13 protein-coding genes are annotated in these 13,114 nt (G+C 38.6%); 3 read left to right on the forward strand and 10 right to left on the reverse strand.

The genetic code is table 11. The features are described from left to right. Positions 1–9 precede the first annotated feature (9 nt). Together AC0VZ4_RS13365 and AC0VZ4_RS13370 are read right to left on the reverse strand one after the other, a co-directional pair. Positions 10–870: an efflux RND transporter periplasmic adaptor subunit gene (locus AC0VZ4_RS13365; protein ID WP_475439896.1), complete on the reverse strand. Its 861-nt coding sequence runs from the start codon at positions 868–870 to the stop codon at positions 10–12. A gap of 168 nt (positions 871–1,038) precedes the next feature. Continuing rightward, positions 1,039–1,242: a DUF1656 domain-containing protein gene (locus AC0VZ4_RS13370; RefSeq protein WP_024597474.1), complete on the reverse strand. Its 204-nt coding sequence runs from the start codon at positions 1,240–1,242 to the stop codon at positions 1,039–1,041. A 393-nt stretch (positions 1,243–1,635) separates the two neighbouring features. Between AC0VZ4_RS13370 and AC0VZ4_RS13375 the strand changes: the two genes are divergently transcribed. From AC0VZ4_RS13375 to AC0VZ4_RS13385, 3 genes are read left to right on the forward strand one after another with little or no spacing between them, the layout of a single operon-like run. Then, on the forward strand, positions 1,636–2,745 hold the full coding sequence (locus AC0VZ4_RS13375; RefSeq protein WP_475439897.1) for a YjgN family protein: 1,110 nt from the start codon (positions 1,636–1,638) through the stop codon (positions 2,743–2,745). 9 nt (positions 2,746–2,754) lie between these two features. Then, on the forward strand, positions 2,755–3,777 hold the full coding sequence (locus tag AC0VZ4_RS13380) for a M48 family metallopeptidase (protein ID WP_475439898.1): 1,023 nt from the start codon (positions 2,755–2,757) through the stop codon (positions 3,775–3,777). Further along, a complete protein-coding gene (locus tag AC0VZ4_RS13385) occupies positions 3,764–4,162 on the forward strand; it encodes a DoxX-like family protein (protein WP_033023788.1) in 399 nt (132 codons plus the stop codon). The genes AC0VZ4_RS13380 and AC0VZ4_RS13385 overlap by 14 nt, the downstream gene beginning before the upstream one ends. Positions 4,163–4,216: 54 nt before the next feature. On the opposite strand, the gene speB is transcribed toward AC0VZ4_RS13385, so the two are convergent. From speB to AC0VZ4_RS13425, 8 genes are all read right to left on the reverse strand, one after another. Continuing rightward, positions 4,217–5,140 (reverse strand): agmatinase, encoded by a 924-nt coding sequence (gene speB / locus AC0VZ4_RS13390; RefSeq protein ID WP_475439899.1) that lies wholly within the window; start codon positions 5,138–5,140, stop codon positions 4,217–4,219. Between the two features lie 3 nt (positions 5,141–5,143). Then, a complete protein-coding gene (gene speA / locus AC0VZ4_RS13395) occupies positions 5,144–7,057 on the reverse strand; it encodes a biosynthetic arginine decarboxylase (RefSeq protein ID WP_475439900.1) in 1,914 nt (637 codons plus the stop codon). 37 nt (positions 7,058–7,094) lie between these two features. After that, the gene (locus AC0VZ4_RS13400) at positions 7,095–7,979 is read right to left on the reverse strand and encodes an IS982 family transposase (protein WP_475441595.1); all 885 of its coding nucleotides are present in this window, start codon (positions 7,977–7,979) and stop codon (positions 7,095–7,097) included. Between the two features lie 282 nt (positions 7,980–8,261). Further along, complete coding sequence (locus tag AC0VZ4_RS13405) at positions 8,262–9,230, reverse strand: IS30 family transposase (RefSeq protein ID WP_475439697.1); 969 nt, start codon at positions 9,228–9,230, stop codon at positions 8,262–8,264. Positions 9,231–9,680: 450 nt separating this feature from the next. Further along, a complete protein-coding gene (locus tag AC0VZ4_RS13410; protein WP_306725141.1) occupies positions 9,681–10,013 on the reverse strand; it encodes a YnfA family protein in 333 nt (110 codons plus the stop codon). A gap of 77 nt (positions 10,014–10,090) precedes the next feature. After that, the gene (locus tag AC0VZ4_RS13415) at positions 10,091–10,960 is read right to left on the reverse strand and encodes an MYG1 family protein (protein WP_007378103.1); all 870 of its coding nucleotides are present in this window, start codon (positions 10,958–10,960) and stop codon (positions 10,091–10,093) included. A gap of 326 nt (positions 10,961–11,286) precedes the next feature. Next, positions 11,287–11,748 carry a GNAT family N-acetyltransferase gene (locus AC0VZ4_RS13420; RefSeq protein WP_007378104.1) on the reverse strand — a complete coding sequence of 154 codons (462 nt, stop codon included), beginning with the start codon at positions 11,746–11,748 and terminating at the stop codon, positions 11,287–11,289. Positions 11,749–12,007: 259 nt separating this feature from the next. Next, a complete protein-coding gene (locus AC0VZ4_RS13425) occupies positions 12,008–12,643 on the reverse strand; it encodes a sulfotransferase (protein WP_475439901.1) in 636 nt (211 codons plus the stop codon). Positions 12,644–13,114: the final 471 nt, after the last annotated feature.

A 13,114-nucleotide genomic window follows, 5' to 3' on the forward strand; every position in this document is an offset into this window, starting at 1 on the left:
GTATTCCCCTTAGCGCGTAGCGAGATGTATAGTGGCGGTCATTCCTGCGCTAAGCTGTGTATTTTCGGGCAATGAATCTAACTTAATATCAACAGGTATACGCTGTGATAAACGTACCCAATTAAATGTTTGTTGCACTTGTGGTAAAAGCTGACCGTTACTTTGTGTATTCGTATTTGCAATGGCTTTACCTACACTCACTACATGCCCTGTTAATTGCTTACCACCACTTAAAAGGGCTATTTTAGCTTTTTGATCAGGATAAATAAGCGGTATTTTACTCTCTTCAAAGTAACCCGTTACATAAAATGAATCTGACTGAACAATAGCAAAAACAGGCGTGCCTTGAGCTACATAGTTGCCTTGGCGTAAATTCAAATTAATTATTTGCCCGGATGCAGGTGCAACAATTTTAGTTCTATCAACATTTAATTGCGCAATTGTTTGCTCTGTCTTGGCTAAGTTATAATTTGCTTCAGCAATTTTAGTATTAATACGAGTTGATTCTAGCGTTTCTTCACTAATTGCCTGTTGAGTGTTTAGCTCAACACGTCTTTCGTATTTGTGCTTGGCAAGTTCCCATGTATACAATGCGTTTTCTGTGTTTGCTTTACTTTTATCAAGCGCTGCTTGATAACGCTTTTTATCAACATTAAAAAGTACTTCGCCTTTTTGTACGCTTTGACCATCTTTAATATTTAAAACAGTTACCCAGCCCGACACGTCTGGAACAACCGTGACAATATCGGCTCGAATACGCCCATCACGCGTCCAAGGAGTATGCATGTAGTCAGTCCATACCCAACGCCCAGCAAAAACCGCAGCTATAACAACCAAGATAGTAAAAGTAATACGCAGATATTTAATCATTCAATTTATCTTCCACTTAGTAATACCAATCCGCAATAATACTTGAGCAATTTGAGGGCTTAAACCAGACGCTAACTGTGTTAAAAATTTCTGATATAGAACAACTAAATAACGAAATTTTTGCCTTGTTATCGACACGGTTTTCTTACCACAAAATAGCTCACTTAATTAAGCAAATTGGTATAAATAGACGGCCAGTGCCAAGTAACAAACAAATAGTGACACCTCAAACCAAGCCACTTTCCAAATACGGTCATGCCAATCTAGTCGATGCAAAGCAAAACGAGTCAACGCCGTTAAAATAAATGCAATTGGGAAGTAAACAATCAGCGGGCTAAACTCTAATCCCCCTAACACGACTGCTTGAAACATAATAAATATCCTAATGTTATTTAAAGCGGTGATAAAAGCTGTAAAACCTAAATAAATTTACATCCCCACTACTATTACAGTCTATTATTTTGGCATATAAATCAATTGCGTTTATTGTACGTAGGTGTGCTTAATACATAATTAATGCCATTACATTTAAGCAGCATTAACTATGTATAGTAGCTAAATCGCATATTAAAAAGCTAAATACCTTAGTTGCTAGCTAAATAGGCAAATCAACGAGATTTATTTATAAAAAGTAGTGGATTAACTTAACTAAATACCTAAAAAACGTTTATTTGCAGCTACTTATAGGGAGCTTAAATAATTATAAATATTGAATATTGCGCTAAAAATAGGTAAATTAACAAAAAAAATATGGACATAATTTTAATGGAATCAATACACCCTACCCTCTCTGAAACAAGCCCACCAATAAATGAGCCTGCTGAACCAATTTTTAGCGGAAAAGTGCAATTTAGTGGTAAAGGCGGTGAGTTTTTTGGAATTTGGATTGTAAATATATTACTTAGCGTTATTACGCTTGGCATATATTCAGCGTGGGCTAAAGTACGTACGCATCGCTATTTTTACGGCCACACCCGTATAGATGGTCATAGCTTTGACTACCTAGCAACACCAATACAAATTTTAAAAGGTCGGATTTTAGCGGTTGTTGTATTTTTTATTTATACATTTTCTATTAGCTTTATGCCTATTTTAGGCCTGTTTATTGCTCTTGGTTTTATCTTTTTAATGCCATGGATTATTAACCAAGGTTTACGTTTTAATCTGCGTATGACGCGCCATCGTAATGTTCGCTTTGCTTTTAAAGGCAATTACGGCGAAGCCTTTATTAACTTTATACTTTTGCCTATCGCCAGCATATTTACACTTTATTTATTAATGCCTTATGTTATAAAACGTATTGATAGCTATATCCATAGCAATATTAGTTACGGTGACAAACCACTTACTGTAAACCTAAAAGGCGAAACCTATTACCTAACAGCGCTTATTTGTTTTGTAGTGAGCTCTATCACCATGGTGCTCTTTATGGGAATTTTAGGGTTATTTGGCCTCAGCTTAGTAGATGTTGAAAATCAACAAAATTTAGAAAACTCCGCTGCTATGGTTATGCTTCCTATCTTTATGATGATTGCCTATGTACTAATGATTGCCATTGTTTCTGCTGTATGGCACGCCGCTATTAGAAATCACATTTTTGATAACAGCCATTTTGAAGGCGTTGCCACATTTAGATCAGAGCTAAAACCAATTCCTTTCGCTGTTTTACTATTAACTAATATGTTGGCTATCGTACTTTCGCTAGGCCTTGCATACCCATGGACAAAAGTACGTACATCAAAAATGCTCGCTGATGTAACTAACGTCACTATTTATCCTGGTGCATTAAACCTAATCGATACCGCGCAAGAACAGCAATCATCATTTGCTGAAGAAGCTGCAAACGTATTTGATATTGACCTTTCTCTAACTTAAGAGCTCACTATGCATGTAAAGGGACATTTTTTCCCCATCGCATCGAGTAACTATCAAGTGTGTATTGCAACTATTAGCGACACACACATTGACGTTATTAACGATGAACACGTTATAGCTCGCCACGCAATCTCAAGTCTAAAATTAAGTTCGGGAATGGCAGGACTTGCCGACGAACTAAACTTTGAAGATGGCAGTCGTTTTATTCCTCAAGATGTAAGTTACAGGTGGCCATTTAAAGCAAATAACCATCACATAATGGAGCGCCTTGAAAAAAGTAAATGGGCAATTTTAGCCGCAGTAATATTTACACCACTTTTCATGTGGTTAGTACTTTATAAAGCGGTACCCGCCATTGCTGTTTACAGTGTTGATACTCTGCCACGTAATGTTGTGGAACAAATGGGGGAGCAAAGCTTTACACTAATTAAAAAGATTGCGCTTGACCCAAGTGAGCTGCCCGCAGAGCAGCAAGCTAAAGTACAAGCACATTTTACAAGTATGCTTAATGCGTTATCGCTTGATCAATCGGTTTATAGATTATCGTTTTATAAATCAGACAGCTTTGGTGCTAACGCGTTTGCACTCCCCCATGGCCGTATCGTGGTCACCGATGATTTAGCAAATTTACTTGCCGATAAACCCAATGCACTAAAAGCGGTATTGCTACACGAAATGGGCCATGTAGTCCACCAGCATAGCGTACGCATTACAGCACAATCTGCCGCAAGTACTATTGTGTTAGCGGTTGTATTTGGTGATTTAGAGGGAGTTGCAGAGGTTGCGTTAGGTACCGGTGCATCGTTTGCTCAGCAAGGGTTTTCACGTGATATGGAGCGTGAGGCCGATAGCTTTGCACTCACCCAATTAGAGTCGCTTGGGTATTCGAGTAATGACTTTGCTGATGCGATAGAAGCACTGCAAGAAAGTCATACTAGCGAAAACGAACACCTCGAAAAAGTAAATGACTTTTTAGAGTACTTGTCTAGCCACCCAAGTGCACAAGAGCGTATTGACAATGCTAGGAAATAATCGCGGTTATATTCAACTTGCTCGCTACATAGTGAGTTTAAGTTGGATATACCACGGCTTTTTTCCAAAGCTTTATCATATTGCACCGCTTGAAAAATTAATGACTGGCAGTGCCGGCTATTCTGAACAGGTGTCTGACTTAATTACACGTTCGGCGGGTGTTGGCGAGATTATATTTGGCTTGTGCTTATTTGTGTTTTATAAACATAAGCATTTGGTAGCTTTAAATATATTGGCGCTTATGGGGCTTTTACTTGCTGTAGTTGTAATGCAGCCACAATTGCTTATTGAAGCATTTAACCCTGTAACTACTAACCTGCCTCTTATTGGGCTAAGCGTTATTTGGTTAAAAGAAATTAAGCAGTTGAATAATCGATATCTCTAAATAAAAAAGGGTATGCAAATGCATACCCTTTTTTGTAGTACTTAAATTATAGAATTAGTACTTATTTTTATGCGTCCACAAATGCAGTAATTCGCTCGCAATGGTTGCTGCGGCAATAGCGGTAAGCTCGCTTTGGTCGTACGAAGGTGATACTTCTACCACATCCATACCTACCATGTTTATGCCTTTTAGCGCACGCAGTACTTTAAGTACTTTATCTGAAGTTAAACCACCACACACAGGAGTGCCTGTACCAGGCGCAAACGCAGGGTCTAAACAATCTATATCAAACGTTAAGTAAACAGGTAGATCACCTACTTGCTCAAGTATTTGCGCTGCAATGTCATTTGCATGAAAATCGTTAGCTTGCATTGCATCAATCACAGCAAACTCATGTTTACTTTGATCAAAGTCGGTACGAATACCTATTTGTATACTGTGCTCAACATCAATCAGCCCTTCCATTGGGGCATGATAAAACATAGTGCCGTGATCAAATCGCGAGCCATTGCTATAAGTATCGGTGTGCGCATCAAAATGTACTAACGCCATTTTGCCATGTATTTTTGCGTGAGCACGTAATAGCGGAAGCGTTACAAAGTGATCGCCCCCTAAACCTAATAGTGTTTTACCTTGGCGAAGTATTTGATCAGCAGCCATTTCTAGTTGCGCAGTAAAATACTCAGGATCCCCGACAGGGTAAGTAAAGTCCCCTGCATCTGCCACTTTTAAGCGCTCAAACAACGGGAAAGTCCATGGGTATTTAGTGTCTTCCCATGCTAAATGAACCGATGCACGACGAATTGCATCAGGGCCTAAGCGCGCACCAGGGCGGCCCGAGGTCGCTAAATCAAATGGTAAGCCTAAAACCACTACGTCTGCATCAATTGCATTAATGTTTTGCACCATAGGACGACGTAAAAACGTCATCCCATTTGAGTACAATGAGTGATCTGCGTGACCAAACAAAGTTGACATTGCTTATAACTCTTCTAAATAAGTGTAGCCATCAAGGCCGCTTTGCAACTCGTCTAAAACGCTTTGCTGTTCGTGTTTTTCAATTTTAGTGCTTACTAACTGCTCGTATGATTGCTGAAAACTTTCAACATCTAAATGTACATAGCGCATCATATCGGCAACAGTGTCACCTTGGTTTATCTCGGTAATACTTGCAACGCCTTGCTCATCCATATTAACAATTGCGCTGTGCGTATCACCAAACAAGTTATGCATGTCACCTAAAATTTCTTGATAAGCACCCACCAAGAAAAAGCCCATTAAATAAGGTTTATCAGCACTAAACTCTGGCACTGGTAGTGTACTTTCAATACCTTGTCCATCTACGTAATGCTCAAGTGCGCCATCTGAATCACAGGTTATATCAAGTAATACGGCACGTTTTTTTGGCGCTTCAGTTAAGCCACTTAATGGCAATACCGGAAACACTTGATCAATGCCCCATGCATCTGGAAGCGATTGAAATAACGAGAAGTTTACAAAAAACTTATCGGCTAAACGTACGTTTAACTCGTCAATAATAGGACGATGAAAACGGTTTTTATTATCCATGTGCTTGTTAAGTTCGTAACAAATACGGATATTAATTTGTTCAGCCCACGCACGCTGCGATAAGTCTAATAAACCTAATGCAAACTGGTTATGCGCTTCAGCTAAGTCACCTTGGCTGTCGTGATAAATCTCAATTAATGCACGGTCATCCGTTAAATCAGTTAACTGCACAAACGATGCCCACATGTTTTTTAATAACAGGGGTGCATCTGCCGCTGGCGCTACTAACTCTTCTGGCGTGTAACTTTCAGTACCAATAACATTAGAAATAAGCACAGCATGATGCGCCGTAAGCGCACGACCCGACTCAGAAATAATAGTCGGTATTGGTTGCTCATATTGCTTACATGTATCACCAATGGTGTACACAATGTTATTCGCATATTCAGCTAAGCTGTAATTCATAGAGTTATGCGACTGGCTACGCGTGCCGTCGTAATCAACAGCCAAACCGCCACCTACATCAAGGCAATCAATTTCTGCGCCTAATTTACGTAGCTCACAGTAAAAACGCGCAGCTTCGCTTACACCTAAACGTACGTCACGAATGTTCGCCATTTGTGAGCCTAAGTGAAAATGTACTAGCTGAAGTAAATCAAGCTGGTTTGCGTCTTTTAAACGATTAACTACATGCAAAACTTGCGATGCAGATAAACCAAATTTTGATTTTTCGCCGCCACTCGCTTGCCACTTACCTTTACCTTGCGACGCTAAACGCACACGAATACCAATGCGTGGTTTTACGTTAAGCTCTTTTGCTTGGCTAAGCACCATGTCTAGCTCAGAAAGCTTTTCAAGTACGATATACACTTTATGACCTAGCTTTTCGCCAATAAGTGCTAAACGTACGTATTCTTTATCTTTGTAGCCATTACATACAATAACAGCGCTGGTTTTTTCAGCTAATGCTAATACTGTGAGTAGTTCAGGCTTGCTGCCTGCCTCTAAACCAAGTTGCTTTTTTTCTACTTGTGCTTGGCTTGCTACTATTTCTTCAACCACTTCACGTTGTTGGTTTACTTTTATTGGGTAAACTAATAGGTAGTCTTTAGGGTAACCATAGTTTTCAATCGCAGTATTAAATGCGCCGCATAAGCTGTGTACACGATGGTGTAAAATTTGCGGAAAACGAACTAAAGCAGGTAAGCTTAAACCTTTATCTTGTAGTTGCTTTGCGATATCTGTTAATGCAATGGTTTGCTCTGGTGCATGAGCCTTGGGTGCAACATACACATCACCTTGATCATTAATACCAAAAAAACCTTGGCTCCAATGACGAACATTGTAGCTCGTACGAGCTTGTTCTAGTGATGTTGTTTCTTTCATTTATCTTTCTCTTTTATTTAATTAACCTGAGTTCTGCTTAAGCGATAACTAATGCGTTAAGCTCTACGTCAGTTAAATTAAGGTGTGGCTTCTTTTCTTTCAAGCAATAAGCCACCAATCCAGCGACTAAATTCAACATAAAGCCGTTCATACTCCGATGTCTTGAATGTTCAATGAAGGATATGTTCTTGAGCTGGTCATTAATTGTTTCGATTATAAAGCGTTTTGAAAGCATTGCTCTATCCCATAATGACATCGCTTTTGCCTTCATATTTTTGCGAACCGTCGTAATGAGCTTTACCCCTTTATCGAGTAAATCGGCTTCTAAAGCTTTACTTAAATACCCTTTGTCACCATATAATTTATCCGTCAGGCAGCTCGCTAACTCACGCACTGGTTGAGTATCATGTACATTTCCTGTTGTCACTTTCGCAGCAACAATTTCACCATGGTGATTAACGATTAAATGTAGCTTGAAGCCATAAAACCATCCCATTGTTCCTTTGCCACGCTGGGCTATTCCATCAAAGGTTTTGTGTCTTGGAATACGAATATTATGGCACACTTTAATACATGTGGAGTCAATGAATTCAACGCCTGTGGGTTTACCTTTAAGTGAAGTAAAATAGGCACACATCGGCACAATTACCCTTGGCATAACGGCTAAAAATCGTGTGTAACTGAGCAAGTTGGGAAATTCACTTTTGTACATAAGTGATACATAGCCAAGGTAGTAATTTTTGAAATCTCGGTGATGTGACATATGAAAACTAATAACAATAGTCATAATTTCACTGGTCGTCATACGTCCTGAACGCTGACGTTTTTGGGTGCCATCTTCGAGTAATTGTTTTTCCCATTGGGGTATAAATACTTTGCAAAAATCATCGACATCGCAAAATAATTCAACTAATTTAATCATGCCTGTTCCTTGCTTATCCAATCGTTTTTGGTCGAAAGATCGGATCTCGGAACAGGCATTTAGTTCAATTTCTTAAACGAGATTCAGGTTAATTAATGCCGACTCGGCTAGTGCCGCGCATTAAAAGAAAAATAGAGATTTAAGTCCAACAAGTATTTTTACTCGTAACGAGTAATTTTTGATGTTAAAAAAATAACCAAACAACAATTGCCCGCTAGCATATATAAAACAGGACTTTGATGATTTTTAAAGATACTTGAATTCAAGTATTAAGTGCAATCATTATGCAGCCACCAGAACTTCTGATTGCCCCGTAAATAACTCATGAGGGGTTTTATACCCTCTTGTTTTTCTTGGCCGATGGTTGAGCTTATCAACTGCCGCCTGTATTTCTGCTTCACTTAGCGACATAAAGTCAGTTCCCTTGGGGAAGAAGCGTCTAAGTAAGCCGTTGGTATTCTCATTTATGCCCCGCTCCCATGATGAATATGGGTGAGCGAAATACACATCCGCTTCTAATTTTTGTGCAACATGCTCATGGTGAGCAAACTCTTTTCCATTATCTAAAGTCACGGTAATAACCTTACCTTTATAGGGTGTCATACACTTGATCAGCGCATCGGCTGTTATTTTCGCATGCTTGCTTTCAATTCTGTGAACGACTGTATATAACGTTTTACGTTCAACCATTGTAACAAGGGCATTTTTACGCCCTTTGCCTATCACTGTATCGCCCTCCCAATCACCAATCCTAGACTTTGAATCCACAATACTTGGGCGTTCATCAATACTGACTCGATTAACTATCTGTCCACGTTTATCGTAGCTTCCATAGCGTTTTTTATACTTTTTACATGCACGAGTGAGTGTCTTATGTAGTTCACCACCACGAGCCTTGTCTCTGTAAATATATTGATAAATCGTTTCATGATGCAAAACGACCTTTTTCTCTAAAGCTAAGCGGCCTGCCACCTGCTCTGGCGAAAGTCCGTCAACCAACAATTTATTAATCCAGTCAGTAACATCATCTGTTAACTTACTTGCTTTGAAAGATGACTTGCGTCTTTGCTCTGCAAAATTATTGGCTTGGTTAGGTCGATAGCCTTTAAGCCCTTTATTGCGTTTTAACTCTCTAGAGATAGATGACGGTGAACGAGTGAGTTCATCAGCTATCTGTTTTTGGTTATTTCCTGCTTTTATTAACGCGTAAATCTGGTATCTTTCTGCTTGTGTCAGCTGTTTATATTTCATTAAAGCAATTTCCTTTGGCGAGAGAATGGCCGAATTATAACAGCTGGCCATCTAATCTGAGAAATTGCACTTATTATCCGAATTTAGGATAAGAAAAGTTATAAAAAATGGTTGTTTTTAAATGACTCATTATAAATTTTATTAGCAAAAATGAATTAGCTCGTTCAATAAAATTTATCTTGAGTTACTTTGTTTATAAAATTTACTTTTGATGGATTAGAGCAAGGCGTTCTCAACACCTCAATTACTCACAGTTGAGGCTGCGTGTTGTGACCATACCTATGTATTCTACAAAGTGAATAAAAACTGCACGTCAAAAACGCTTAGCCTACATCCACCAGCTTCAGTAATTGCTTAACACATATGTAGCGTTAGGTATTGCCTGTGGCATTGAAAGTAGGAAATTGCAGTAGTGTACAGGCGAATTCGATTTAATTGAGTATAAGCTAGCTATGCACTTTTTGGGGCGAACATAATTATTGCCATACCCAGCAGTGCAACTAAACCACCGATAATATCCCACATAGTAAGCTTTAGGCCATCAACAACCCATAACCATAATAGCGCAACACAAATATATACGCCGCCATAAGCTGCATACACACGCCCGGCTGCAGTAGGATGTAAAGAGAGCAACCATGCAAATAGTGCCAAACTTAAAGCCGCAGGAATTAAAAGTAAAATACTTTTATCTTGCTTAAGCCAAAGGTAGGGCAAATAACAACCCACTATTTCTGCTAAGGCTGTAATAGTAAAAAGTGCGATTGTTTTTAATTCAAACATAATGCTCCGCGCTAAGATAACAAGCATAACAATCTATATAAATTGTTATGCTTGTTATTCGTTATGAATCTGAGTTGTTATTCGCTAAGCGCCATAGTGGCAAGTTTCATTGTGCTTTCAAACGACTTAGTGCCCGCTATAAATAAACCATTGTGACAGAACACAGCGTCGTCAATACCGGTTTCATCTACAAACGCTTGGTCAGATAAACCAGACCATGCTTTAGGCAGCGGTTTTCTATCTTCAAACGAGCCAGGCTCAACGGGTACAGTTTGTAATATCCATTGTCCAGAATGCGATGGGTAAACCATGTATAGCGCATCGCTTGATAAAATATGCACCGTTTTTTTCCACGGTGTGTATTTTTCAAGTACGATTACTCTGGCATCTTCAGCATTTTCAATTGCTTTGGCGACAATCTCTTTTGCATTTACACTTCCGTGAGCTGAAGCGATAAAACGAATAAGCATGCGAGCTGCAAATTCAACGGCTTCGTCAAAACAAGTATCAAAGTTACTTTCTTCTTCCCACGTAGGGTTAAACATTGAGATTGTTTGGCTCAAGCTTATCCCTTTTGATACCCCTTCAACATGACCACAATCGATGGCGTCAATGGTTGAAACTAAGCCTGAATCCACTCTATCAGCAACGGCTTGGTTATCATCACACAACGCTAAGCCGTATTTTTTCCATATTAAACCAAACGACGAAAAAGGAATGCCATTTTCTCGCTCGCCTGCACCACCACGCTGGTGATGATCAAAGCGGTTCGTTTCAGGGTCGTATTCGCCACCTACATCAATTACAAAGTCGGCATTTTCTATAAGCGCTTTATCGCGAGTACGTACCAGTTTAAACGCTGGCAACACGTGTTTAAGTACTGCAATACTAAAAACGTCATCCGCATGAAAATTACCGTTATGGGTTACTACTGTTATGTCTGTCATTGGTTTAGTGTCATTTTTAGAAAGGATAAGAAAGTCTCGCTATTTAAACGTTATGGTTTGAAGTATTTTAAGGAGCATAGTAAATGACGGATTTTATACGATTATAGCCAACAAAAACAGTATTCTGCTTTTGTTAATTTTAAGAGGGCATTTTTGAAATGATCTTTAACAGACAATATATAATAGTACTAATGAACTTTGGGTATATTTGAAAGTAGCAATTCATTATAGTTTAATTTATACACTATAAAAAACTATAATTAATCGCTACTTAAATAATTTAGTGTGGTCACTTAGAGTGCAGCTGTTAACCTTTATGCGCTTTGTTACTGGCTTAGGCCTAACTCCATAAATACACTTTGTGGATTCTCGAGGTAAGGCCCAAAACTAGCACATCGTTTGAAACCAAGATTTTCATATAGCTTAATCGATTGAATTTGCTTTGGCCCTGTTTCTAGCCTGATCAGTGGGATTTTCTCCTCACCTGCGTGATGTAAAAGTATCTGCATAATACGCCTAGATAACCCTTTACCACGATAACTAGGGCTTACATAAAGCCGTCTAATTTCACCATAGGGCGTTTTATCAAACTGCTTTACAATAGCGCCACACGCAATAATACCATCATCATTCTTTAAACCAATCGCATACACACTTGGCTCATTTAGTTCATTTAACGTAAGAGACTGTGCAGTGGCAACTGGATATAGAGAGTTTATTAGTCGGTCGATATCAGAAAAAACATTAATCACATCCTGGTCATTCGGTTTTAAATCAACTAACTGCATAGAACATCTCAATTTATATTAAAAATATGTGTTGGCAAACTATACCGAATTGTAAAAAATGAACAACCTCGTTCTACTTATTTAAACGTTTAAATAAACCCAGTAATTTACGCGAATAAAGAATGCCCTCATTATTAAATGCAATTACTTGCTAAATTCAGTGTAGGCCTCTAAAAATAGCATATGCTACCAGCTCAATCATTTTATTTAATTTGGTCGATGCAAAAAATTTTAATAACAGAAAAGTCATATTTCGTATTCACTTTAATGGGGTCAGCGAATAGTCAAAGTATTTTCTATGTTCTTTTCCAGCTAAATTAGAGTTAATTTTATTTGGGTGTTTATATTCTTTCCAGTTGGCGACTTGACGTCCTATATTTAATTTAGGGAAACAGGTATTTCCTTGTATCTCCACGCCTAAAAACTGTTTTAGTTTTAACAAACTATCAGGTTCACTAATACCTATTGCTAAAAAATTGTCACTATTTTTGAAATACGAAAAAACAGCTTGTTCATGCTTTAAATAACAACCAGCTAGCGCTGTCGATGATAAGGGTAATACATCAGAGAACGTACGATGAAAACTACGCTTTAAAATAGGATTAAACTTACCTGTATTTAAATCTAAATGAGGCGCCATTTTTTCGAGCAACATAGTAATTGAAGGCACCCATTTGTTTAGCTCTCGACTTAAGTATATAAATTTAGCATTTGGGAATAACTCGTCTAAATGCATGTAGTCACTAAAGCAAGGTGCGTCAGATATTGCATCAGACATTTCAAATGCTTGCTTTGTAAAAGCGGTATGCGCCACCGAAAAGCCCATTTCTAGTAGCGCAACACTTATGCTAGTAGTGCCAGTTCTGGGCAACCCAATCACAAAGATCTTAGCCATCTATAATTACTCGCTTTTAAAATAATGTCACTAAAACTGCATGCGTTAGGGAGCTGAACAGAATCAGCCTAAGCTCTCTATAAAAAAGTAACTTAATTCCCTGCCATAGATAAATCACCATTAAGTTAAGCCACTTTATAGCATTATTAGTGCCTGTTAGCCTTTCAGAATTAAAACTCATTCAATCTATGGGCTATTTAATCGCGGCGTGAGGTTTGTAACCTAGTGGGCTCGGTAACTGCTCCTGTATTACTCTACTGGCTTACATCCATGTAAGAATAAGTGAAAACCGAGCCAAGCTTCCGCGGGCAGCGCATACTTGGCATTTATTCTACGTTATCGCCTATTTATGGAGAATAACCACACTACATAGGCTCTGCTTTGCCTAAATACCAAGCACACTGCTGAAAACTTAACCTCGAAAAATAAACAAGCCTAGTATTTAAACACTTTGTTACCTAAAAACGCTGT

The sequence above is a fragment of the Pseudoalteromonas sp. QJM3NY_22 genome, from assembly GCF_056173065.1.